The 24,434-nt window shown below is 66.7% G+C and carries 20 protein-coding genes; 8 read left to right on the plus strand and 12 right to left on the minus strand.

All coding sequences use genetic code 11. The annotated features are described in order from the left end of the window. The first annotated feature begins 118 nt into the window (after positions 1-118). From DBP14_RS34470 to DBP14_RS34485, 4 genes are read left to right on the plus strand one after another with little or no spacing between them, the layout of a single operon-like run. On the plus strand, positions 119-1,426 hold the full coding sequence (locus DBP14_RS34470) for an extracellular solute-binding protein (protein ID WP_129311535.1): 1,308 nt from the start codon (positions 119-121) through the stop codon (positions 1,424-1,426). After that, positions 1,423-2,319: a sugar ABC transporter permease gene (locus DBP14_RS34475; protein ID WP_241741126.1), complete on the plus strand. Its 897-nt coding sequence runs from the start codon at positions 1,423-1,425 to the stop codon at positions 2,317-2,319. Before DBP14_RS34470 ends, DBP14_RS34475 begins: the two co-directional genes overlap by 4 nt. Continuing rightward, positions 2,319-3,266, plus strand: a complete 948-nt coding sequence (locus DBP14_RS34480) for a carbohydrate ABC transporter permease (RefSeq protein WP_129311536.1) — start codon at positions 2,319-2,321, stop codon at positions 3,264-3,266. Before DBP14_RS34475 ends, DBP14_RS34480 begins: the two co-directional genes overlap by 1 nt. Positions 3,267-3,297: 31 nt before the next feature. Continuing rightward, the gene (locus DBP14_RS34485; protein ID WP_129311537.1) at positions 3,298-4,950 is read left to right on the plus strand and encodes a glycoside hydrolase family 43 protein; all 1,653 of its coding nucleotides are present in this window, start codon (positions 3,298-3,300) and stop codon (positions 4,948-4,950) included. A 63-nt stretch (positions 4,951-5,013) separates the two neighbouring features. Here DBP14_RS34485 and DBP14_RS34490 read toward each other — a convergent pair whose 3' ends face one another. The 6 genes from DBP14_RS34490 to DBP14_RS34515 form a co-directional block, all read right to left on the minus strand. Next, a complete protein-coding gene (locus DBP14_RS34490; RefSeq protein WP_129311538.1) occupies positions 5,014-5,475 on the minus strand; it encodes a hypothetical protein in 462 nt (153 codons plus the stop codon). A 260-nt stretch (positions 5,476-5,735) separates the two neighbouring features. Then, entirely contained in the window at positions 5,736-6,635 is a 900-nt protein-coding gene (locus DBP14_RS34495; protein WP_129311539.1) for an SDR family oxidoreductase, read from the minus strand. A gap of 64 nt (positions 6,636-6,699) precedes the next feature. Then, positions 6,700-7,236 (minus strand): TetR/AcrR family transcriptional regulator, encoded by a 537-nt coding sequence (locus DBP14_RS34500; protein ID WP_241741128.1) that lies wholly within the window; start codon positions 7,234-7,236, stop codon positions 6,700-6,702. A gap of 88 nt (positions 7,237-7,324) precedes the next feature. Beyond that, positions 7,325-7,789: a transposase gene (locus tag DBP14_RS34505; protein ID WP_129311541.1), complete on the minus strand. Its 465-nt coding sequence runs from the start codon at positions 7,787-7,789 to the stop codon at positions 7,325-7,327. 168 nt (positions 7,790-7,957) lie between these two features. Further along, positions 7,958-9,400, minus strand: coding sequence for a family 43 glycosylhydrolase (locus tag DBP14_RS34510; RefSeq protein ID WP_129311542.1), 1,443 nt, complete (start codon positions 9,398-9,400; stop codon positions 7,958-7,960). Positions 9,401-9,662: 262 nt separating this feature from the next. Beyond that, complete coding sequence (locus tag DBP14_RS34515; RefSeq protein WP_241741130.1) at positions 9,663-10,991, minus strand: phospholipase D-like domain-containing protein; 1,329 nt, start codon at positions 10,989-10,991, stop codon at positions 9,663-9,665. 912 nt (positions 10,992-11,903) lie between these two features. Here DBP14_RS34515 and DBP14_RS34520 point away from each other — a divergent pair. Both DBP14_RS34520 and DBP14_RS34525 read left to right on the plus strand, forming a co-directional pair. Beyond that, positions 11,904-12,416 carry an L-threonylcarbamoyladenylate synthase gene (locus DBP14_RS34520; RefSeq protein WP_206739405.1) on the plus strand — a complete coding sequence of 171 codons (513 nt, stop codon included), beginning with the start codon at positions 11,904-11,906 and terminating at the stop codon, positions 12,414-12,416. Between the two features lie 514 nt (positions 12,417-12,930). After that, on the plus strand, positions 12,931-13,341 hold the full coding sequence (locus DBP14_RS34525; protein WP_129311543.1) for a peptidase inhibitor family I36 protein: 411 nt from the start codon (positions 12,931-12,933) through the stop codon (positions 13,339-13,341). A gap of 765 nt (positions 13,342-14,106) precedes the next feature. Here DBP14_RS34525 and DBP14_RS34530 read toward each other — a convergent pair. Then, positions 14,107-14,406, minus strand: a complete 300-nt coding sequence (locus DBP14_RS34530; RefSeq protein WP_129311544.1) for a hypothetical protein — start codon at positions 14,404-14,406, stop codon at positions 14,107-14,109. 2,383 nt (positions 14,407-16,789) lie between these two features. Between DBP14_RS34530 and DBP14_RS34540 the strand changes: the two genes are divergently transcribed. Further along, positions 16,790-16,990 carry a hypothetical protein gene (locus DBP14_RS34540; protein WP_129311546.1) on the plus strand — a complete coding sequence of 67 codons (201 nt, stop codon included), beginning with the start codon at positions 16,790-16,792 and terminating at the stop codon, positions 16,988-16,990. A gap of 208 nt (positions 16,991-17,198) precedes the next feature. Here DBP14_RS34540 and DBP14_RS34545 read toward each other — a convergent pair whose 3' ends face one another. Next, positions 17,199-19,715: a right-handed parallel beta-helix repeat-containing protein gene (locus DBP14_RS34545; protein ID WP_164992479.1), complete on the minus strand. Its 2,517-nt coding sequence runs from the start codon at positions 19,713-19,715 to the stop codon at positions 17,199-17,201. 424 nt (positions 19,716-20,139) lie between these two features. On the opposite strand from DBP14_RS34545, the gene DBP14_RS34550 reads away from it, so the two are divergent. Then, positions 20,140-21,801: a DUF5722 domain-containing protein gene (locus DBP14_RS34550; RefSeq protein WP_206739406.1), complete on the plus strand. Its 1,662-nt coding sequence runs from the start codon at positions 20,140-20,142 to the stop codon at positions 21,799-21,801. A gap of 126 nt (positions 21,802-21,927) precedes the next feature. Here the strand turns inward: DBP14_RS34550 and DBP14_RS36485 are convergent, their stop codons facing one another. From DBP14_RS36485 to DBP14_RS34560, 4 genes are all read right to left on the minus strand, one after another. Then, entirely contained in the window at positions 21,928-22,389 is a 462-nt protein-coding gene (locus DBP14_RS36485; protein WP_206739407.1) for a hypothetical protein, read from the minus strand. Beyond that, complete coding sequence (locus DBP14_RS37130) at positions 22,386-23,027, minus strand: M20/M25/M40 family metallo-hydrolase (RefSeq protein WP_241741131.1); 642 nt, start codon at positions 23,025-23,027, stop codon at positions 22,386-22,388. The genes DBP14_RS36485 and DBP14_RS37130 overlap by 4 nt, the downstream gene beginning before the upstream one ends. Then, the gene (locus DBP14_RS37135; protein ID WP_241741132.1) at positions 22,985-23,419 is read right to left on the minus strand and encodes a hypothetical protein; all 435 of its coding nucleotides are present in this window, start codon (positions 23,417-23,419) and stop codon (positions 22,985-22,987) included. Before DBP14_RS37135 ends, DBP14_RS37130 begins: the two co-directional genes overlap by 43 nt. A gap of 176 nt (positions 23,420-23,595) precedes the next feature. Continuing rightward, positions 23,596-24,045: a hypothetical protein gene (locus DBP14_RS34560; protein ID WP_129311548.1), complete on the minus strand. Its 450-nt coding sequence runs from the start codon at positions 24,043-24,045 to the stop codon at positions 23,596-23,598. Positions 24,046-24,434 lie beyond the last annotated feature (389 nt).

Here is a 24,434-nt window from a genome sequence, read left to right on the forward strand (position 1 = left end):
TACCTGTCGCCGCGTTGACGTCGATGAGGTTAAACCTTACGTTCCTCAACCAGAAACTATCGAAACTTTCGGTCAATCGGAGCCGTGATTTTCGGCTCCCGGAGGAGCGTGTTCCACGATGAACCGTGCCCTGACCCTCAGATTCACCACCGCCCTGGCGACCGCGACCGCCCTGGCTGCCACCGCGACCGCCTGCGGCAGCAGCGGCCCCGGCGCCAGCGGCGGCGGCTCCGGCAAGGTGACGGTGTGGGCCTTGCAGGACACCGCGCTGAACCCGGTGCAGCGGAAGACCGTCAGCACCTTCAACGCCTCCTCCGGGGACACCAAGGCGGCGATCCAGTTCTTCGTCAACGACCCCTACAAGCAGAAACTGCAGACCGCGCTCGGCTCGCCCAACGCCCCGGACGTCTTCCTCAACTGGGGCGGCGGCAACCTGACGACCTACGTCAAGTCCGGCAACGTCGCCGATCTCGGCACCGACCTCGACGCGTCCTTCAAGAACGAGTTCCTGCCCAGCGTCATGGCCGGGGGCACCATCGACGGCAAGACCTACGGCGTGCCGATGGAGGGCGTCCAGCCGGTCGCCCTCTTCTACAACAAGGACGTCTTCGCCAAGGCCGGCATCACCCAGCCCCCCGCCACCTGGCCGGACCTGCTCCACGACATCGACAGGATGAAGGCCCGGCACATCACGCCGATCGCGCTCGCCGGCTCGCAGGCGTGGACCGAGCTGATGTGGCTCGAATACCTGCTGGACCGGGTGGGCGGCCCGCAGGTCTTCGTCGGCATCCAGGCCGGCAAGCCCGGCGCCTGGCAGGACCCGGCGGTGACCACCGCCCTCACCATGATCCGCGACCTGGTCGACCGCGGCGCCTTCGGCACCAACTACGGCTCCGTCGGCCAGGACTCGGGCGGCGCGGACGCCCTGCTGTCGAAGGGCAGGGCCGGCATGGAGCTGATGGGCTCGTGGGAGTACGCCGGCCAGCTCGCCACCGCCCCCGACTTCGTCAAGAAGGGCAAGCTCGGCTGGACCACGTTCCCCACCGTCCCGAACGGCAAGGGCGACGCGAAGAACATCGTCGGCAACCCCTGCAACTTCTTCTCCGTCACCGCCAAGTCGAAGAACAGGGCCGCGGCCGTCGACTTCATCACCAAGACCGTCACCGAGCCGTCGTACGTCAAGAACCTGATCGACATCGGCCAGGTCCCGGCCATCGCCGGCATCGAGGACCAGCTGAAGTCCGGACCGAACGCCGACTACACCACCTTCGTCTACGGTCTGGTCGAGCACGCCCCGAACTTCACCCAGTCCTGGGACCAGGCACTGGCCCCCGCCACCGCGCAGAAGCTGCTCACCGAACTGCAGAAGGTCTTCAACAAGCAGGCTTCCCCCCAGCAGTTCGTCTCCGCCATGGACGCCGAGTGAACACCGCGCTCCGGCGGAGCGACGGACGGCCCGGAGCCCTCTGGGCCGTCCCCGCCCTCCTCTACTTCGCCCTGTTCGCCGTTGTCCCCATGGCCCTCGTCGTCGTGCTCAGCTTCTGCCGGTGGAACGGCCTGGGCAGCCCGCACTGGGCCGGTACGGCCAACTGGACACGCCTGCTGCACGATCCGGACCTCGGCCAGTCCCTGCGCCTGTCCCTGCTCCTGACGGTGGTGAACTGGGCCGTGCAGACCCTGATCTGCCTGCCGCTGGGCGTCTGGTGCGCCGGCCACCAGCGCGCCCGGGCCGTCCTGAGCACTCTCTTCTTCGTCCCCCTGCTGATGTCCAGCGCCGCGGTCGCGCTGCTGTTCGCCGCGCTGCTGGACCCCAACTTCGGTCTCGCCCACGCCATCGGCCCCTGGCTCGGCGTCGACGACGGCAACTTCATCGGCGACCCCCACCTGGCGCTGTGGACCGTCACCGCCGTCGTCACCTGGCAGTTCGTGCCGTTCCACACCCTGCTCTACCAGGCCGCCGCCCGCCAGGTGCCCGCCCAGCTCTACGAGGCCGCCACCATCGACGGCGCCGGACGGTGGAGGCAGTTCCTCTCCGTCACCCTGCCCCAGCTGCGCCACACCGTCGTCACCTCCTCGGTGCTCATGCTGGTCGGCTCCCTCACCTACTTCGACATCGTGCTGATCCTCACCAACGGCGGCCCCGGAACCTCCACCCGCATCCTGCCCCTGCACATGTACCTGACCGGCTTCAGCAGTTTCGACATGGGCTACGCCGGCGTCCTCGCCGTACTCCTGCTCGTCGCCGGCACCACCCTGTCCCTGCTGGTCGTCCGCGTCACCGGCTTCCGGCGCATGACCAGCCGGCGGGAAGGACTGTGATGAGCGCCAAGACCCTCGCCACCACCGGCCGGACCGCCGGGACCGGCTCCCGAGGCGGCCCACGCGCGGCGGCACCCCGGCCGCGCCCCGGCCTCGTCCGCCGCCCCGGCCGCCCGCACCGGCGCCCCTGCCGCCGCCCCGACTGGCTGGGCGGCCTCGGAGCCGCCGCCTGGCTGGTGATCGTGGCAGTGCCCCTGTACTACGTGCTGGCGTCCAGCCTGCGCGAGAAGAGCGACTACCTGGACGCGGGGCCCCTGTCCGTCCCGCACCACGTGGTGCTGTCCAACTACCGCACGGTCCTGGACTCCGGCTTCGCCGACTACCTGTGGAACAGCGTCCTGGTCACGGCGGCCACCGTCGCGTTGGTGCTCGCCCTGGCGCTGCCGGCGGCGTACGCCATCGTCCGCAGCCGCAGCCGGTTCGTCACGGCCGGCTTCTCGGTGATGCTGATGGGCCTGGCGATCCCCGCGCAGGCCACGATCGTGCCGGTCTACCTGCTGATCACCCGGCTGCACGCCTACGACACGCTCACCGCGATCGTCCTGCCGACGGCCGCGTTCTCGCTGCCGATGGCGATCCTCGTGCTCACCTCCACCATGCGGGACATCCCCGGCGAGCTGTACGAGGCGATGACCGTGGACGGCGCGAACGCCACCCAGGTCCTGCGCTCCCTGGTGCTGCCCCTGACCCGGCCCGGCCTGGTCACCGTCGGCATCTACACCGCCCTCGGCGCCTGGAACGGCTTCATCTTCCCGCTGGTCCTCACCCAGAGCGAGGCCCACCGCACCGTGACCCTGGGCCTGTGGAACTACCAGGGCCAGCAGGGTGGCATCGACGTCCCCGCCACCATGGCCGCCGTCGTCCTGTCCCTGCTGCCGCTGCTCGCCGCCTACCTCGTCGGCCGCCGCCACCTGCTCAGCGGACTGACCGCCGGCTTCGGCAAGTAACCCCCGCACCCGGAAAGTCGGAAGGGCACCCATGACCACCGAAGCCACCACGGCCGCCACCGCCTCCTCAGTACCCCCGGCAAACCGGTCCGGGACGATCACCAACCCCGTCCTGCCCGGCTTCCACCCCGACCCGTCGATCCTGCGCGTCGGCGACGACTACTACCTCGCCACCTCCACCTTCGAATGGCACCCCGGTGTGCGCGTCCACCACTCACGCGACCTGGTCCACTGGCGCCCGCTGCCCGGAGCACTGGACGAGCGCCGGCTGCTGGACCTGTCCGGCGTCCCGGACTCCGGCGGCGTGTGGGCGCCCTGCCTGTCGTACGCGCACGGCCTGTTCCACCTGGTCTTCACCCGCGTGGACAACCACCACGGCGGCTGGTGGGACGCCCAGAACTACGTCACCACCGCCCCCACCGCCTCCGGCCCCTGGTCCGACCCGGTGCCCGTGCACGCCCGCGGCTTCGACCCCTCCCTCTTCCACGACGAGGACGGCGTCTGCTGGATGCTGTCGCTGACCGGGGACTGGCGCCCGCGCCGCGACCCCTTCGCCGGCATCCAGGCCCAGCGCTGGGACTGCGCCGCCGGCCGGCTCACCGGCGAGGTCCACATGCTGTTCCACGGCACCGGCGCGGGCGTCACCGAGGGCCCCCACCTGTACCGCCGCCACGGCTTCTACTACCTGATGACCGCGGAGGGCGGCACCTCCTGGGACCACCAAGTCACCGTCGCCCGCTCGCCCACCCTGCTCGGCCCCTACGAATCCGACCCCCACGGGCCCACCCTCACCTCGCGCCACCGCCCCGAACTCACCCTGCAGAAGGCGGGACACGGCAGCCTGGTCCGCACCCGGACCGGCGAGTGGTACCTGGCCCACCTCACCGGCCGCCCCGACACCCCGCGCGGCCGGTGCGTCCTCGGCAGGGAGACCGCCCTCCAGCGCGTGGAGTGGTCCGAGGACGGCTGGCCCCGGGTGGCGGGCGGCATCCCCGCCGACCGGACACCCGCGCCCCGGCTGCCCGCGCACCCGTTTCCCGAGGAGCCCGCCCGCGACGACTTCGACGGCGACCGGCTCGGCCCGCACTGGGCCACCCTGCGCCGCCCGGCCACACCGGACTGGGCCGACCTCACCGCCCGCCCCTCCCACCTGCGCGTCCACGGCGGCCAGTCACCGCGCGGCCTGCGCACCCCCAGCCTGGTCGCCCGCCGCGCCGGCTCCTTCCACTGCTCCCTGGAAGCACCGGTCGACTTCGACGCCGCCGGCACCCAGCAACTCGCCGGTCTCACCGCGTACTACGACACCCGCAACTGGCACTACGCCTACATCAGCCGCGACGACGGCGGCAGAAGAGTGCTGTCGGTCCTCACGTGCGACGACGGCAACCGGGTGGAGGGCGCCACGGTCCCACTGCCGGACACCGGGCCCGTCGAACTGCGGGTGACCCTCGGCCTGCCGTACGTCGTCTTCCACCACCGCCCGCCAGGAGGGCAGTGGGCGGCGCTCGGGGCGCCGCTGGACGCGACGATCCTGTCCGACGAGTACGCCGGCGAGAAGCAGCCCCCCGAAGGCCGCGCCGCCAGCCCCGCCTTCACCGGCACCTTCCTCGGCCTCTGGGTCCAGGACATCGCCGCCGACGGCGCCTACGCCGACTTCGACCACGCCACCTACCGCGAGCACTGACCCGCCCCGAACGCCCGGCCGCCGCCGGGCCCTACCCGCGGCGGCCGGACCCGCTCCAGTTGATCAACCGTAGTTCTGGACCCACACCTCGGTAGTGTGCTTCTTGCCGAAGACACCCACATCCGCGGTGTACGTGCCGCCTACCTTGGCATTGTTCATTCGGGTGTGAATCGTCTTTCCATTGCAGAGCCATTTCCTGGACCCATGGACCTCCTGGTAATGCCCATTGATGCGTTGCAAGATCGCGATCCGGACCTTGGTTCCGTCACCGCCGTTCCAGCAACGGAAGGCGACCTGCAAGACCTTGGACCGGGACTTGACGCTGGGTGTGTTCCAGTCTCCCTTTTTGGAACCGTGGTACAGGGTGAACCACCTGGCGGACGCCGACGCGGTGGGCGAGGTGATGGCCGTACCGGTGACGGCCATGGTCGAGGCGGGAGCCGCTGTGGCGGGCGTTCCAAGAACGCCGCCGACGCCGAGCGCCGCCGTGGAGAGGACGACGACGGCTCGCTTGTGCACGTTCATGCTGGTGATTCCTCCGTTGGCGGATGGGGCAGGCCGATTGCGGCGCGGACCGCGCTGTTCGCGTCATCGCCGACCCTTTGTGCCCCCAGAACATACGATCCGCCCACACGAGCTGCGTCCCACAAAGGGTTGATCTTCCGTACAGACCAGCGCGGTAGCCGCGGGGCTCCTGCGACTTCCGCGGTACGGCCGCGCGGTCGCCGGGTACGAGTTCGGGCCGCCGGGCTGATCGCCCGGCAAGGAGGGCTGACAACCGGCCATCACTCAGTGCGGGGCGCGACGGTGTCCCGGGAGGCCGTGCCACCGGCGGAATCGCTGCCCACCGCCTGCCGGTAGTAGTCGGCGAGGCGGTGCCGCCCGGTGGCCGGGGAGACCACGTCGTGGGTGAGCACGGTGAGCGGGAACTCGACGACCGCGTGGACGCGGGAGGGTGTCAGCAGACGCAACAGGGCCAGCCCCGCCGTGAGGAGCCCAGCCGGAACGTGGGTGATACGCGGGGCCGTGCCCAGGGCCCGGAAGGCCTCCTGGGCGATCTGCTCGTGCGTGAGCACATCAGGGCCGCCGACCTCGACCTCACCGCTGTCGCCGGTGAGGGCGTCGGCCGCCGCCGCGGCGACATCCGCGCCGTCGACGGGATTGATACGGAAGCCGCCGTCACCGAACACGAAGACGCGGCCCTTGCGCGCCATGTCGAGGTACTCGTCGAAGTCGGAGAAGAACCCGTTCGGGAACAGGATCGTGTGCGCCACACCGGAATTACGCAGCTCCTGCTCGAACGCCCGCTTGGCACGCACGAGTTGCAGCTTCTCCAGAGCGGGCGCGTGCACGACGGAGGAGTAGACGAACGCGCCGACCCCGGCCCGCTCGGCCTCCTCCAAAAGATTCCGGTTGGCGCCGTAGTCCACGTCCCAGCAGCTCTGCCCGCTCTTCTTCCCCACCAGCCCGATGGTGCTCACGACCGCGTCCATGCCGTCGCAGCAGCCCGAGAGCGCGGCCCGGTCGGTCGCATCGGCGGTGAACACGTCGTCCACGGCGTCGCGGACCGGCCCCAGCCGGCCGGGGTCGCGGACCAGCGCCCGCACGTGGTGTCCGCGGTCCTTCAGTTCCCGGACGACGTGTCGTCCCAGATAGCCGGTCGAACCGGCGACGAGAACCCTCATTGTCCCGTGCCCTTCGTGTCGTCGGACGATGGATGCCGTAGCCGCCACGGGCCAGGACTCGTGCTCACGTACGGCCGCCGAGCAGCTCGCCGACCGCGGCCAACGCCTCGTCGACGGGCAGCGACGCGTCCAGCACCTGGTGCAGCACGATCCCGTCCAGCAGCGCGGTGACGACGACGGCCGCGCCGGTGCGCCTCGCCTCGGACCACGACGGGTAGAGCTCCGCGAGTCGCTCACCGATCCGCGCCCGCGCCTGACGGAGCCCGTCTCGCAGGACGTCGCCCAGCACGGGGTCGCGCAGGGCGCCCGCCATCAGTTCCACCGCCAGGCGCAGCGTGCGGCCCTCGCCCGTCGTGGCCGGTACCAGCTCGCGGAGCGTCTCCAGGGCGGCGTGCGGCTCCGGTGCCTCCAGCAGGGCGTCGAGGACCGGCGTGATGACCTCGTCCCCGGCCTTCCGCGCGATGGCCTGGTGCAGGCCGGCCAGGCCGCCGAAGTGGTAGTGGATCAGCCCGACCTGGGCCCCGGCCCGCTCGGCCACCGCCCGCGTGGTCACCGCGGGCCAGCCGCCCTCGGCCAGCAACGCGACGCCCGCATCCGTCAACTGCTCACGGCGGCGCAGCCCACGCCCCGAAGTTGCACGACCGACCAAATTAGTCACACGACCAAAGTAGCGCCCGTTCCTCGGAAGCTCAAGGGAGCGGGGTGTGCTCTCGTATTCGCGGACGGATGCGGCGGGAGCGGCCGAGCCGGCCCAGAGTTCGTTCGGTCGTCCAGCGCTGACGAAAGGGCTGGAAGCCCTTCACGCCGAGGCCCTTGGTGGTGGTCTTTAAGCCGATGTCCCTGACGGAGGCATGACCGGCGGCTCCGCGGTAGGCGGTATCGCCCCACATCTTGCTGACGGCGGGGCGGCGGTGAGCCACCATCTCGTTCACCTGGTGGCCGGGGTGGACGTCGTGGATGATGGCGGCGGTGCCTAGGACCACCAGGAGCAGGCCGAGCGTGTCGGCGACGATGTTCCTCTTGCGCCCCCTGACCTTCTTGTCGCCGTCGAGTCCCACCGTGCCGGCATCCGCGCTGAACACGCTCTTCGCGGACTGCGAGTCGATCATCGCCGCGGTGGGCTCCGGCTCCTCTCCCGCCGCACGGCGGACCATGCCGCGCAGGAGATCGTGAACCCGACCTTGTGCGTGAACCGGACCCGTGTGGCTACGTCGGGCACGGCCGCATTCCCGCTCCATCCGGAGCTGCACGGTCAGAGAACCCGGCCCGCCCGCCAGGTCCTCTGATCGGGCTCCGCCGCCCTGGGACACGCCTTCGAGCGATCAGTAAGGTGCGCGTACTTGTTGCCACTTCTGGTTGGCAGTGCCTCTCCAGGAGTACTGGACGGCTCTTGGGCCGGCGGTGATGGTCAGGCTCTTGCCGCTGTGCCGGGCGGTGATGCGCCAGGAACCGCCGCCGATGCTGGTGAATTGCCACTGCTGGTTCCAGTCGACGCCGCAGGTCTGCTGGGTCAGCCACGCCCCGTCGTTGGTGACCGAATTCGGCACCGTGAGGCATTTGTGATTGTGCCGGTCGATGATCCGGTAATAGCCGTCGTCCAGGGGGAGGAGCTGCCAGTGCTGGTTGGTGTTCTGGGCGTTGCCGCAGGGGCGTTGCGTCACACCGGCCCCGTCGTTCCAGGACCACAGCGCGGTCAGGCACTGGCCGCTGTGCTGGGCCCGCAGCTCCTGGTAGGGGTTTCCCCAGCCGACCCCGCTCACCACGCCGGTGTCGGTGTTGATGAAGACCCGCGGGTGATAGGGCATCCACAGCGACCTGTTGGTGGGAAACCGCAGCGGCAGCCAGACGTACTCCGAGTCGTTGTGCACACCGTGCCAGGGCTGCGCCCACCGGTCGCCCATGTAGAGGTACGAGGTCGTGCGGCTGCCCTGGACAGGGACGATGGAGGTGACCTGCGAGCCGTAGCCGATGCTGTCGCCAAGATTGGTCTGGCCGCTCCAGGGACCGGCCATGCTGGTCGCGGTGGTGTATTTCTGCTGGTTCGGATTCCAGCCGGTGGTGCCCGATGACACCATGAAGTAGACACCGTTGCGCTTGAACACCGACTGCGCTTCCCGCGCCACGCCGTGCAGGGTGGTGACCCGGGCGGCAACACTCAGATAGTCGGGGGCCAGGCGGAAGATGGTCTGGTCCTTCTGGCCATTGGTCGTCGAGATCAGGTACGCACGGCCGTCGGTGTCCCGGAAGACAGTCATGTCGAAGGACTTGTACCCCATGGGGCGGAAGCTGCCCCGGTAGGTATAGGTGCCGTCCACCGTGGGCGATGTGGCGACTGCGACCTTGTTCTCGGTCATGGGCGATGGATAGTTCTCTTTGCGAACGAAGAGTACATACTGATGCGTGCTGGCGTTGTAAATGACCCTGGGCCGATAGACCCCGGCTCTCTGCAGCTCGGGGGCCGAGGACTGGACCAGCGCACTGTTACGGAATTCCCATGTACGCAGATCGCTGGAGCGGTAGATCGGGACGGATGCGAACGGGCCGTTGGGAAAAGTGTTTTCGCCGAACCAGTAATAGTACCCGTCCACTTTGATCATGCTGCCGCCATGTCCATGTACCGCATCTCCGGCGGTATTGATGAACTGGGTCCCGTTGGTGAACGTCCCCGCGGCGGCTGCGGCGTCATCAGCGGCCTGCAATGGTAAGAGGAAGCCGAGGAAAAATGCGACGGCTAATCGCAGAACGATATGCAATGCCCTGGACATAGGTGCACATCCTTGTACGAGTTCCTGAGCGAGCGTGGTTGACGGATACACCGGCAACACGTCGCCTCACCGGAACAACGTCGCATACCCGTCGGTGATTTGCCACTTGTCGCTCAGGGGAGAGGCAGCGCGAAGGGCGCTGCCATCCCTGTAGGAGCCCGCAGACCTGCGCTCTCGCCTCGCGGCGGTGCGGGTCCCATGCAGCCTTAGACCACATCCCGGCCATCGCGAGCCACGCTCAAAGTCGCAGCGTTCGCCGTGCCTAACGCGGGCAGATGCCCCGTGCGTAGTCGACCGTGGCGGTCTGCCGGGAGTAGGTCCATTCCGGGTCGAGCAGCTTCGCCTTCAGCTGCCGTGCGGCGGCCGGGCTCTCCACGATGTAGCCGAAGTCCTGCAGCCAGGCCGGATAGAGATTCTTCGAGCCGATGTAGAACGCGGAGTCGTCGACCGAGACGAGTTTGTGGTGGAGCGCGTACGGGTGGCCGTCCCGCCACTTGTCCGACGCGGCGCTGCGGAACTCAGCGAGTTGCAGGTTGGCGCACAGGGCGCTGTTCGCGGAGGCCCGGTCACCAGTGAGCCGTGTGAGCCGGTCACGGAGAATGTCGCTGATCTCGGACAGTGACCTGATCTGCGAGTAACCGCCACTGCCGATCAGACCGCGGTTCGCCGGATCACTCACCACGATGCGGACCTTGACCCCGGCCGCGAGCTTGGCGGCCAGAGTGTCGTACAGCCGGATGTCGTAGCGCGGCAGCGGCGGACACGTGCCGTTCAGGTCCTGCTGGGAGATCTCAATGTGCTCGCGGGCGCTGCCGATCAGCGAGCGCAGCGCGCTCTCCTCGGGGTTGACGCTGTCGTAGCCGCGGTCCGCGTTGGTGTTGTCGTGTGCGTGGATGCCGCAGGCGGAGCCGGGAGCGGCGGGCAGGGCGGGCGGGGACGAGGGCGACGGGTCAGAGTCCCGGATGCCGACGCCGAGTCCGCCGACGGCGATGACGGGGATGTCGCCGGGGTGGTCGGGAGCGGACATGTCCTGCCCCGTTGCCTGCTCCCTGTCCTGCTCCATGGTGGACATGCAGGGTGCGCCGGAGGAGGCGGCGAGCCAGACTTTGGCGGGGTGGCCCGCGTTCCGGCAGGTCCAGCTCCACAGCGTGTCCAGGTAGTGGCCAGCCGTGCGGGCGGCGGGTCCGGTGAGCGCCAGATCGACGTCCCACACCGGGTGAGAGGTGTCGATGTAGTCGTCCTTCCAGTCGTTGATGCCGCCGGTGATCACGCTTCGCCCGTCGACCACCAGGAGCTTGGTGTGGTTCCAGGAGAAAGAGGTCTTGGAGGTCGTCATGGATGCGACGTTGAGGGTGATGCCGTGGGCGGCGTCGCCGAGCTTGGCCAAGAGGGCGTCACGGTAGGTCGCCGGTATCACATTGATGTGGTAGATGGGAGCGGCACCGACGAGGATCCGTACCCGCAGCCTGTGTCCGGCCGCCACCGAGGCCTTGAGTCCGGCGATGATGGCGTCCTCGAAGGCGCCGTTGGGCAAGGGAGCCAGCGAGGAGATGTCCACCGTGTCGCGGGCGGCGGAGATGTTCTGAGTCATTTTGTCCAGAAGTCGCTGGGTGCCGGGACGGCTGGCGCACCCCGGGTCGTCCCAGCAGCCGGGAGTCTGCAACAGCCAGCCGCTCGGGTCGTCGCCCGGCGCGTCCAGGGCGTTGCCTTCCGTACGCTGCCATACGCGCCCTTCGGTGGCGGGCGAGACGGTACGTAACGTCTGCTCGATAGCGTCAAGATGCGGGCTAGCTGGGTCGGCGTGCGCGGGGGCGGCGGGGAGCACGGCGAGGAGGGCCGTGAGCGCGAGGGCACAGGGCGTCGGACGACCGAATCGGGGCAGTCGTTGGCGGGCCAAGGGTGGTTCCTTGTCTTCAGTCGGATCCGCAGGGGATCTTCCATGGATCTAGGTGAGCTGACGGTGAAGGTGATCTTCCGTCGACAAGAAGTTACCGGCCGGTTCACTCCGATGCCTGACAACAGTCGATCATCAGCCACATCGTCAGTAGGCCAGTAGACCCGGCGGTTGTGGACACCCCGATGAGCACCGCCCCTGAGCCGCCGGCCAAAACTCGTGCGCACTGCCCACCGCGGGAATGCGCACCGCCGGACGGTTGTGGGCATCGGACGACCCGGTGCGCATCCGCGTCACCGAGCCATGAGGTCTCCGCGAGAACAGTCCAATATTTCACGAATGCACAATCCTGTGCTATCTGACCTGTCCTGCACGTGCCGATCCCCTCCACAGCATGGCTTCTGCCTGATGCGCTGTGAGAACCGGAGCGCAGCGCCCGCCGCCTTCGATTCAGAGTGGCGAGTGGAGCGAGTTCGCCGTCAGCCGTGGGGAGGCCCACATGAATGATCAGGCCGTGGTGGTGCGTCCCGACGCGGCCGGCCTTGGCCGGGCGTCGAATCTGCCGCGTGCTGGCGGGGCGTGCGCCTTTCCGACGGAAACCTATACGGCTTGGGTGCCCACGCGTTCACGCCCAGCGCGATCGCGGAGATCTACCGGCTGAAGAACCGCCCAGTTTGGAATCCGCTCATCGTGCACGTCATCGACGCGGAATCGGCGCATTCGCTGGCTCGTGTCTGGCCGGATGCAGCAGTGGCGCTGGCAGACCGGTTCTGGCCCGGACCCTTGTCGCTGGTAGTGGAACGCGTTGACCGCGTAGCGGACGCGGTCAACGCGGGCACCGGCACCGTTGCGCTGCGCGTGCCGGCCCATCCGGTAGCTCAGGCGCTGCTGAGGGAGTGCGGGCTACCACTGGCGGCTCCGAGCGCCAATCGGTCCGAGCAGCTTTCGCCGACGCGCGCCCAGCATGTGCTGCGCAGCCTGCGGATGTGCCGTTGGTCGTGGACGGCGGACCGCAAGGAGGTCGTCGGCGCGATCGACTGTCGGGCGAACCGTCCCAGGGCGGCGCCGTCCGCTCGCCCGGCTCTGCGCGGCGCCACTACGCACCGACGGCCAAGATCGTGATCATCGATGACTTCGGCACAACACGCGTTAGCGGGTACCGTCCATGATCTCCTCGCGCCTCGCACCCCCAGGAGGTCCACGGTCCCGGCACCCGCACGCCTCCTCGTACCCGCGGCCCACACCAAGACCTGGCGGCTCCCCAGCGTGCCCGGTTCCAAGAGCCGGCACGACTACGTACGTGACGATGTGTACTGCCCCTGCACCGGCTGCCTGAATCATCACGCCGCCATGAGGCAATCGTCACAGTGCCACTGAGCCGGTCCAAGCCGCCTGACGGGAAGCAAAGGTGCGTTGTCCAGGACTTGGGGGCAACCCGCCGCTCGATGCTGTGAGAAGATCACATCCCGGACGCGCCCTGTCCATCGTGCGGGACTGAAGGCATCAAGAACCTCACTTCACGACACGTCGCAGGGCACTTCCTCCATTCCGGTCTCCGCCCGCTGTTCCAGCCAACGGGCTGGTCCGAGCTGGCGAGAGCCGGTTCGTCTCTTGGTTTCAATCTCACGGAGTTATCGTGTCGCACCGCTCATTACGCCTTGGCCTGACGACCCTGACTGTCACCGGCCTCATCGGGCTCGCCGCCACCGTCGCGCCCGTCGCCTCCGCTGCTGACGCTCCCGCGGCGACGAACACCTGCCACCAGGGCGAGTTCTGTCTCTTCAGCGGGCCCCGTCAGACCGGCCAGATCATCTACAGGCTCGACGCCAAGGTCACCAGGACCGGCTTCACCTTCCCGGAGGTCGACTCGCTCGACCCGGTGATCACGCCGCTTTCGGCACACAACCCGATCCCGGACTCCTTCGGCTGCATCGTGCGTCTCAACGACAAGCCACACTTCGCCGGTTCTGAACAGGAGATCGACGGCGTCGGCGACCACGAGTTGACCGGCGGACCCGTCGGGTCGATCACGCCTGACTGCGGCTGACCCACTTCGGTTCCAGCGTCGCTCTGAGCCAGGTAGCGGGCATCGGCCATCGTCCACCACCCACTCGACGCCCAGCAAGGCCCTGAGGGCCAGGTGCGGTTGGTGGCCCAGCCCGCTGGCAGACCCCGCTACCTGGCAGATCGCCCTCCAAGCGCACTGACACAGAAGGCTCTTCGCATCGCTGATCGAAAGGTTGGTAGCACCGAGTGCGATGATCAACAGCACACGCTACCGGTGTCAGGTGTTGCCGGTGGGGAGTCTCCATCGGTGGATGTCCCGTCGTTGCCGGCGGCTGTCAGGAGGCTTCCGTCGAGGGAGAAGGCCCGTGTGCGGAGTACCCCCCCAGGACTGGTGGCCATCCGTGTGCACCGCCGTGCTGGTGCTGCCCAGGAGTTGGTTGAGGAGGTGTGGGCTTTCCGTCTCGAGCGAGCAGTCCAGGTCCCGGTTGATCTGTTGGATGCGGGTGATGGCGGTGTGGAGTCCGGAGCGGTTTCCGCGGGCGGCCTCAAGTCGCCTCCAGTCCCGGAGGAGCAGTCAGACCGCGCTGGGCGCCGGAGAGGCACTGGTCGCCGGGTGCGGCACGGGCCCTGCCCCCGGTGGTCGATTCCTGCAGGAACGGGCGCCAGGCTGCCGGGTCCAGCCTCCTGTATCTGTGAAGACGGGGCCGACGGTGGAGCGGGTGGAGGCGTGTTCCTTGCCCCCACCCGTCACCGAGTGCCTAGTGGCGCTCATCGACATAAGCCGCGAACGGCATATTCAGGCCGCTTACTGGTTCAGCTGCGGTTTGGCGGCGAGGAGTTGGGGGACGACCGCTGTCAGTTCCTTGCTGGCAAGCTGCAATATCTGGTCCATGACGGCGTTGCCGAAGACCGAGCTGATCTGCGTGCCCTGCGGATTCTGCTGGACGGCCTGAGTCGGCTGCTGTGCCTGCGTCGCAGGGCAAGCGGCGAATGCTCCCGTCGCGGCGGCTAAGACGAAACCGGCGGAGACGGGGGCCATAGCGCCGACTTTCAGCGCTCGCTTCTGCATCGCTGTCAGCTCTTTCTGCTTCCTGTGACGCGCCATTATTTTTCCTCCTATTTGGCTGAACGTATAACTATCGCAGCTGCTGCGGGTGTTTCTGACCGTCTGTGCAGTTCTCCCGACACCAGCCTCTGGCTGAGTACCGACTCGGAGTGAGGAAAGGGCGCATGCGGGATCCGCATCCGCCGAGAGCCTGGGGTCTGGGCCCTCTCGATCCCCGTAGATACTGCAATCAATCGCCGCACAGGCCGCAGTGTGAGACAGTCCCCTCGCCTTTTGAGCGCAACGACCTGCCACTCAGCAGCAGCATCACCGCCACCAGAGCGAACCCGGGGCGGAGGGCCACAGGCTATACGAACATCACCCATTACGAAAAGGTAACTTCCTCGCGTGACCCACCGATCATCGAAGTCCGCTCCACCGGCGATACTGACGGCCGCTCAATTGCCGAAAGACGCCGACTAGTTGATGGAAACCCCTTGCGGTCGCCACCGCCAGGACCGGGCGAAGCCCTGGCCTGCGCCTCACACCTCGATGCCATGGCCGACGGAGCCGACGCCTCTCGGGCGGCCACCCGCGCGAGTTCGAGATGGCCTTGCCGTCTCCTCCACCGGGTTGCACCCGGAAGGGCAACTGGCTCAGCTCTCGTCGATGGCGGTCAGATCGACGCTCTCGACGGTCTCGGCGAAGGCCGAGTAGTTCGGCTCTGTCCCGAGGTTGTTGGAGTGAGCCACGTCGACCAGGCCGAGGCAGTCGATCCAGCTAGGGGCCGCTGGTTCCCCGGCCGGGAGATCGGATCGGCCTGGGGGAGGGAGTGACGGTTGGGGCAATGGATCCGCGGAAGCTCTCCGACGCCGTACCGCACGGCGGAGTCCGCTCTGTGAATCTTCCCGTTCTCGTCGCCGGCTCAAGCAAAACCCCGCCACACCGGACGCCAGTCCATCGACGACGCCAACGTCGCCTCCAACAAGTCACCCACACGCCGGCAGCCTGCTGCGGACCTGGCTCACCGACATCCAACCCCGAACCTTCACGGACCGCGATGGGCTGCCCCCAGCACCTACAGCACGGCAGCCCCGGATTCTGCCAGCGCCCAGTGCCCGGTACAGCAAGACTCAGGTCGTAAGCGCTGACATTTACAGAGCGACGCCGAGTCGTTGAATTGTTCATAACAGCGGTCGACCATCTCGCAGCAGCCATCCCGTGGGCCGGAGCTAGCTTGCGGCTTCAATCAATCAAGTGGCGGTCATAAGGCCTCCGGGTTCCGGCTGGCCGAATTGAAACCCTGCTAAACCGTGTGATGCGGTTATTTTCAGCCGTATCGTAGCAAGTCCTGTTGCAGGCATCACTGGTGGAGTAGAACAGCGGGTGAATCATCCGCCCATAGAAAGGCATGGAGCGCATGAGGAAGAAGCTCGCCGTAGCAGCAGTCCTCGGACTGTTCGCGATTCCGCTGACAGGCATGAGTTCCGCTTTGGCGGCTACTGCCGCAGCACCGCAAGGCAACGTTCGCGTTGCTTGCGATGGATCGACCTGCTCTGGTCTGGACCCCGCGCGAACCGTCAGCAGCCTGGACGGACACTCTTGCCTGGCGGGCGCCTACACGCCCCGGGGCACCGCCGGTACGGCTCGGTTCGCAACAATTCGCGGTACCGTGGAACTGCAGTACAGCCCACACTGTCACGCGAACTGGGCTCGCATCACCAACGCCAAATCGGGCACCTGGGTATGGGTCCAGAACTGGAACAACAGCATCGCTCAACGATACGTCCCGCAGGGGCGAACGAGCACGCACACGAGAATGGTCAACGGCTACACGACAAGCCGGGCTGGCGACAGCGACGGTTACACGGCCTGGTATTAAGAAGGTACTGGCTGCTGCCGGTCACCGAGAAACAGGGGCGCATGATGCTGTAGCCCCAAGAGGCAAAGAAATTCCACGATCTCCCTCCGGCAGCTGACCGACTCGGCCGAGTTTTGTTGGTGGCCCATCATTCCTCTGATGGGCCACCAATTACGTTGTGGATCGGCAGCACGGGTGAGTTGCTGCGGCTGGGTCTGTCGTCGTGTGCGCCGACGCTCCATCGAGTACACCAGCACCTTGCCCCCCGCGAGCGCCCGCACGGCTGCCCCTTTCCGTGAACTGGTCCAGCAGGACCACCTGATGTACCGACGCCGTCACTTACTCTTGGTCCGGATCAAACGGGGGCCTCCGTCATTCATCGGGCCCCGCCGGTCAACGAGCGCCCCGCACCGCCGGGAAGACCGCGCCACCCCGACGTCTGCCTCGAGACGCAGCCCCCGCACCCGGCGTTGGGGCCGTCGCCCGCGCGGCAGGAGGAAACGGGCCCAACGGCTGTGACGGCGTCGGTCAGGCCAGGCACCTGCCGACAAAGGGGACCCAAGAAGGACAGCAGCCCTGGCCTTGCGGCAGGGATCTGCGGTCCAGGTTCCGGGCCACGAGCAGGACCCGAACACGCAGAACAACAACTCCTGCGTCACCACCGAGATCCCCCACATCCCTCTGACCGACCCCGGCATCGCGGCAGCCTTCGCCGCCCTCACCGGCATCGGCACCACCTACTACGGCCGCCGACGCCACACCACCACCGGAGCCGCCCACTAACGCACCCCCCAACCACCAACCCCTACAACACACAATCCACAACCCAAGGGTCCCTCCCCCCAGCCAACCACGGGGGGAGGGACCCTCATATCAGCGACAGCCGGGTGCGGGACACCGGTAGCCCCAGAGGTGTCATCGTCCAAATGCCGGCATCCGCCAACCCGCAAGATCTACTGATGCCTTCGAGGGGAACTCGAAAGGACCTGTCTCAGCAATACCACCAGCTCGGGGGGAATCTGAACGCTGCCGCCTGGCTGTGAGATGTGATCGATGTGGCAATGGGGCACAGGTCGTGGGCCGCGGTGTCCGGATCGGTATCGCGGGCCTTCTGCTCAAAGTCTGCGCTGTCTGAACGTGCCCGAGCGATGAGCTGCAGTGTTCCTGTACCGGTACCTGCCAGGCGCTGCAGGCACGTTGCGGAGGTGGGCGGGCAGTTCGAGATGGCCTGCTGGTTGCTTGCACCAGCTGCGCACGCCGGAGGGGCCGGCTGATCCTCGCCCTGAGAACAGGGGTCTGGAGTGATGGTTGTGGCGCCGAAGACGCGGACTTGACCCAGAACCAGGTGGCCTGGCTTGGTGACGGTCACGTAGCGCCAGATCCCCAGTGGGGCGGGGCAATTGTAGCTGGACTGGTAGGGCAGGGGCATAGCGCCGATGGAGCAGGCGATGGTGTGGTCATGTGAGATTCCGGGGAAGTTGGACACCCAGATCTGGAGGTCCTGCCTTTCGGCCGGATTGTCGACGCCGTCCTGACGGAAAAGGATCTGGATCTTCGACAGAGGGTAGGAAGCGCCGAGGTCTACTTGCCACCAGGCGGACGTGTCATCCATGGCTGACGCAAAGGGGGCGCTGTACGGGCCGTTGCCGGGCGTGGTGATCCGGTCGTTGCTGGCCTGGGAGGGCGCGTACTGCGCTGAGTAGGTGCTGGAGGCTGTGGCGGGACGTGCGTAGGCGAGGTTGCGCCGTTGCCCGCCCTTTCTGATCCAGGTGTACTCCGGCTCGAGCCCTGCACTTGCCATGATGGACTTTGCTTCGGCGTTCCAGTTCCCTTCCGCTACTGCGGTGGTGTTGTTGGACACGGTGTTCGTGCCGGGAGGGGTGGTGTAAATGCCACCCGCGTCGGCGCTCGCATAGTTGTTCTGCACCGTGTTGTGCTCGGCGACAGGCAGTGCCATCGATTGAACGAAGAGCCAGGCGGGAGCGTAGCCGTTCACGACGTTGTATTCCACGTGCCAGTAACTGGATCCCTGGTCCATGTACAGTGCCGCGTATCGCTGGGAGTCGTTCTCCACGTGATTCCCGGTCATGGTGGAGGGAGGTGTCGCTCCCTGAGTCCCGACCACGTAGATGGGACCGCCGTCCTCGAGCGCCGAGGTCATGACATCGTGGACGTAGTTGGAATCGACGTGGTTGTCGACCATGGGCTGAGACGTGGCGGCGCCCCAGCCCCAGCCCAGTGAGATGCCGGTATAGGGAGTGTCCCAGACTTCGTTGTGGGTGATCTTGGTGTGCTTGACCCAGGTAGCCAGGATTCCGACCCCGCCGTGGTACTCGGTGGCCACGTTGTGCACGTAGTTGTCGCTGACCGTGTACCCGGACTCCAATGTGGCGGGCGGTGTGTAGTTCGTGCCGTCACCGATCTGGATGCCATTGGACGCGATATCGGTGAATACGTTGCCGGTGACGGTGTTGTCGTGGCCGCCCCCGTCAAAACCTAGGCCTCCGCCGCCGAGATGAGTGAACGTGTTGCCGTTGAACGTGACGTCGTCGCAGGAGTGGCAGGCCACGTTCGCCGGGAGGGGCTTCGTGTGGGCGGAGGGGTCCTGTGTCTCGGTGAAGAGCACATTGGCTTGCAGGTCTGCGAGTCCCTGTTCTCCGAACAGCCAGGTGGCGTGCTCGAATTTCAGGCCGGTGAACCGCATGTGCTCCACCGGGCTGTCCGGGGTTCCGCCCAGTTCCACGAGCGTCTGCAGCTTTCCGGCGATGACCGTGGCGGTCCGCATGTCCTGGCCCTCTTGCGGAATGTAGTAGATCGTCCCGGCACTGGTGTCGTGGTAGAACTGGCCCGGCGAACTGAGCAGTGCATAGTTGTTTTCCACTGCGGTTGGCACGGTGGTTTGGTTGATTCCGGCCACGTTGGCGTGGCAGGAATTGTTCATGGTGACCGTTCCGTCGGCGATCGAAGAAACTGGGCAGACGGAATATGTCCAGCCACGATGTGAGGCGGAATGGCCGTAGACGACGTCGATGCTGTCCTTGTGCTGCCAGGTGTTCGGCGCGGCGCTGGTGTAAGTGAAGCCCGTGCCCGTCTTCTGCATCGAGCCGAATACCGTACTTGCCGGCATGCTCGCGACGGTAGCGCGGCGGCCGTTCACGTACAGTTGCCGTGTCCTCAGGCCAGCCGGTGCGGGAGCCTGCCAGATGTCCTTCGCCGTGTCGTGAAGACGCCAGCCAGTGACAGGAACGCCACCACTCAGGGTCACCTTTTGCTCCGGTGCCGCCGTGTAAATAACATCATGGCCGTTCCTGCCCGAGTCGGACGGCCCAAACTCAAGAGCGGACGAGAGCTGGTACGTACCGGCCTGAAATTGGACGACCAGATCACCGGACATGGCATTCGTTCGCCGTTCAACAGCGGACTTTGCCGTCTCCACAGCACACGGCACCGCCTGCGTGCAGGCCGAACCGCTCCCGTCAGGAGAAACGTAATACGTCGCCTGCACCACGGCCCCCGCCGCAGAGCCCGAGGACAACGATAGCGCAACAACCAGAACGGACAAGCAGGCGGCCATGCGCCGGAAAGCCGAAGCGCCACTCCGAAACATCCAGAACCACTCATTCCAGGTCTCTTTTGAACTCTCCCTATTAGGAGAACTCCCCCTGGTCCGGGTGACGCTGACGGGCGGCACGTACACCGATCGGCCTACCCTTTGTCGTGCCGCGGGGTAGTCCGGGCGAGAGAACGGGGCGATCAAGCCGACACGGCGTAGATGACGATCTATCCTGTCAATATCTGAAGTGTCGCTGTGGCTAAAGTTAAGCGAAGTAGGTGAAGGATAAGCTTTTCACCACGTACAGAGTGGTTCAATGCCGATGACGTGGCAGGTGTCTATTGCGATGAGGTACGTGCCGCGGTGAGAGGATGGTGCCGTGCGGAGCCTCAAGTTGAGTCACCGTTCACGTTTATTAGCCGGCCTTCTGGCCCTGACCTGTGTTGCGCTCCTGTCTACCAGCCTGGCTTACACCCAGTGGCCGTTCAACGCACGAGTATCGGTGGCCGGGCCCGGTAATGAGCACGTGGTTGAGGCTGGTGCAATGCGCACTCCTGCGCTGCCCTACCCGGCTCGTTCTGATTACCGTATCAAGGGCGTCGTGCCCGATTCGCTACCGAAGGCCGTGGTGGCCCATAGCAACGCCGGACTGGTCACAAAGAATGTGACCTGGGCGAAGTGGGAACCCGTCGTCGAGACCGCCGCCTGCGGATCAGGAGAGGAGCGGTTCAACAGCCACTGCTTCCGCATTGATAGAGCGTTCGACGAAAGTGTCAAGCAGTGGACGGATCTCGGAGTCAACGTCGTCGCGATCGTCATGGGAACGCCTGAGTGGGCGCGTAAGGGACGCCGCTGCTCACCCACGCAGCACGCCTTCGAGATCTCCTGCGTGCCCAACCACCCCTCCGACTACGGCCGTTTCGCCGGAATGATCGCCCAGCGCTATGACGGGCGGCACGGGCATGGCCGGATCGCTGACTTCGTCGTCATGAACGAAGTCAACACCAACGCATATTTCGACATCGGCTGCGGTCACGGCGTCCCCTGTGACAAGACAGCGTGGCTTGACGCGATCGCAGCGAACTACATCGCCGCCTACGACGCCATCAAAGCTCAGCAGTCCACGGCGAAAGTCATGACCTCCCTGGACCATCACTTCGGCAGGGCATACGATCTCCCGGCCGACCGCACTCCACTGCTGTCCGGAATGACCGTGCTCGAAGGCCTGGCCGCACGGGTAGGGAAGCGCCAATGGCAGGTTGCCTACCACCCCTACCCCCCGAACTTGCCACGTCCCGCCTTCTCGGCAAACGACTATCCCAAGGTCACCTACGGCAATATCGGTATCCTGCTCGGCTGGCTGCGGCAGCGTTTCCCTCACACGCCGTCTGCCTGGGACGTAGAACTCACCGAAAGCGGGATCAACTCCCGGCACCCCTCCGGTGAATCGTCCCAAGCCCGCCAGTTGTGCAGAGCCTTCCACAATGTTCTCGGTACTCCGGGAATCAGCGCGTATGTGTATCACCGTGGCGTCGACGTGCCCAGCATGGTCAAGAGAGGTTGGGGACCGGGTCTGCGCCGCGTGGACGGCAGCCCCAAACCCGCCTGGAAGGTATGGACACAGGCCAACCGCAACGACCTCCATCCCTCACGCTTGTCGTGCGGTTTTCAGACCCTGCCCTACACCAGGCTCGTCCGCGGATTTGACAGCGGGCGCGGCCACTTCGTCTCCTCACGTCTCCTCCCACCCGGCGTCACCCAAGAGAAGGCCTGGCGGCTGCTGCGCGATTCCCACTCCCACACCGTGGAACTCTTCGAATGCAAGGCCAGCAGCCGCACGTACCTGACCAGGGATCCGGACTGCGGGGGACGATTCCCCATGGGGCCGGTTGGATTTGCCTACACCACCAAAGTCAAGGGCTCCGTCCCGCTCTACCGCTGCTACAACCCCAACAACGGTGACCACCTCATCACCTCCTCGCTCACATGCGATGGCTTCCCCGTCAGAGAGCGACTCCTCGGCTACGCATTGCGCGGCTGACCGCAGAGGTGGGCATGTCCAGCAGGACGGCGAGGCAGACCAGACCCACGGCGATGACGACGGGTGCGGCGTGATCGATGTGCAGCTACGGCGGCGGGCGGCGCTCGCCCGCGGCCAGCCAAATCGTCAGCGGAGGAAGTGGGAGACCATCTTGTACATGAACGCGGTTCCCTGCCGCAGCGCCTCGATGTGGATCCGCTCGTCGTTTCCGTGCATCGCGACCAACTGCTCGTTGGTGATGACGTACGGGTAGACGCCGTACCCGGGAATGCCACGCTTGCGCCACGGTGCCAAACTTGTGCCTGCTTCGAACAGGGCCGGCGTGAATACCGCGTCGGGGTAGGCCTCGCCGGCGGCCCCGGCAAGAGCGCGGAATAGTGGAGTGTCGATGTCGGCCGGCGGCGCCGCCCACGTCTCGTCGAGCTCGTCGAGATACTGATCCTCGCTCTTGCCCTCCGGGACGGCGAGCGCTACTCGGACGCCATGTCCGTTCGTCACCTCGCGGACTTGGGTGAGGAACTCACGAGGCTTCTGCCCGCCGGGGATACCACGGCAGTTCAACCGGACGTGCGCCGAGGACGGGATCACGTTCTCCTTGTCACCGGAGCCTCGATGACGAACGCGTGCGTGGTTCTGAGCAGAGCCTGGTGAAGCCATGGGTAGGAGGATCTCGACGCAAAGACGCGGGCGGCCCGTTCCTGTGCGATCTGGTTGCGTGCGGAGAGCATCAGCTTGACGGCGTGTGCGAAATCCGCGTCGTCGGTAGCTGTCTCCAGTGCCGCGAAGTAGTCGCGCGTCACCGGAGTGAGGTGCACGGGCGCGAGCCAGTCGCCGAGTTCTGCGACTGCCCGGGACAGGTTCAGAATGGCGCCGTCGGGGTTGGGCTTGGAGGAGTGCGTGGCGGTGCCGTCGGCGATGAGGTCGAGGTTGAAGAGGACCTTGTCCTGTCGGGCGGCGGTGATCAGCACGGGGGTGGCCTTGTCCTTCTGCGCCAGGAACCAGCCGTCCTCGGTGAGGACCATGCCGGCGTTCACCTTGTCCCTGTGGTTGTCGGCCAGCCACTGGGACCCGTATGAGCCGGCTTCCTCGTCGCAGTCGGTGAGCACGATGATGTCGCGCTCGAACCGGGATCCCTCGGCGATGTGCCGCAGCAGAGCGCTGATCGTCGCCGAGTTCGCGCCTTTCATGTCGAGGGCACCGCGGCCGTACACCTCGCCGTTGAGCACCGTGCCGGAAGAGGGATCGACGGACCACTTCTTCGGTTCGACCGGTACGACGTCGGGGTGCCGAGCGCCGGAGAGACGATCTGGAAGGTAACCGACCCGGTGTACGTGCCGGTCGCCGTGATTTTCTTGGGGTCGCCCGGAATCGGCGTGTAGTACGTCACCTGCTGACCGTTGGTCGGCACGGTGTGGGTCTGGTCGGACGTCGCGGCAGCGCCTGGCGGGCCTTGCGCGGGATGGCCGGGTGAGCCGCCTGGGACGTAGCCGAGGATGCCCAAGACCCGGAGATTGACCTGGGGCGTGTTGCCGATGGAGGTGCAGCTCATCCTCCCGTTGAAGATGACGCGGCCGGCGCCATTGGAGAAGTGCGGGTTGTCGATCTGAGCCGTGCACACCGCGACGTCGTCGGCGACGCGGGGACCGAGGCCCTTGGGGCGGCCGAGGCGGTGGCAAAGGCCGTTGACAGGGCCAGCAGCCTGGCGGCCGTGAGGACGGTACGGCGCGGGACAGCGGCAGAGGTCGTGAGTACGGGATTTCCTCTCACGCGTCGCTCGACGCGGAACGCAGGGTGTCAGCCGCAGTTCGCGTTGATGTGGTTGGACTCGTGGAACTCGTAACTGCCGTTCGTGTGTCGTGAGTTGATGTACGTGCGGAAATCGTGGATGCCAGTGCCGGCGCAGTTGTAGGTGATCGCCTGGGAGTGCTGACCCGTGAAATTCACGGTGGCCATGTCCTCCCAGCCGTACCAGCGCGAACGCTGAATCACGAGCGTCGCTCCGCCACCGCACGGCGCGATGATGGCACCGGAGCCGGAGATGGTGTCGCCGTCCTGGAAGGTGGGGCCGATCGATGTGCAGGTGAGGTCGGCCGCCTCCTGCCGTTCCGAGGCGGCAGCCGTGGTCAGCAGCGTGCTGGCGACAAGCACCGACAACGCAGCGACCGATCGCAGAACACGGCGCCCACGGCTCCGGGGCCGCCCGGAGTCGGACTGCGCAGCGTGGGGGTTACTGATGTCGGTCATGTCAGGTGGCCATACCCTTTCAGCCCGCTGGACCTGCGGCTACGAACAGGACCAGGCGCTGCAGCAATGTGTAGTGAATCTAGAGCAGTCAGTAATGGCGCTGCCATGGCGCACGGGGGAACAGGGGCGCGTTAATGCCACCTTGCGCGCCGGTCGCGCCACCGTCTGCGGCGGGTCAGGCGGCTGGCCGATGCGGCGGCTGTGGCCTCGTCCTGTTCGTTGCGCATGGACGAGGTGGCGGGAGCGGGGGCCCGAGGTGGCGACCGTGGTGACGTCGCAGCGGACGTGGGCGAGGCTGCGGGGGACCACCGGTTGATCGCCGTGGTAGGTGAAGACGCGGGTGAGGCAGCCGGCGTCGCGGTTGGCTTCGCTCCACCGATGCACCATGG

The organism is Streptomyces sp. L2 (assembly GCF_004124325.1).
GTDB lineage: Bacteria > Actinomycetota > Actinomycetes > Streptomycetales > Streptomycetaceae > Streptomyces.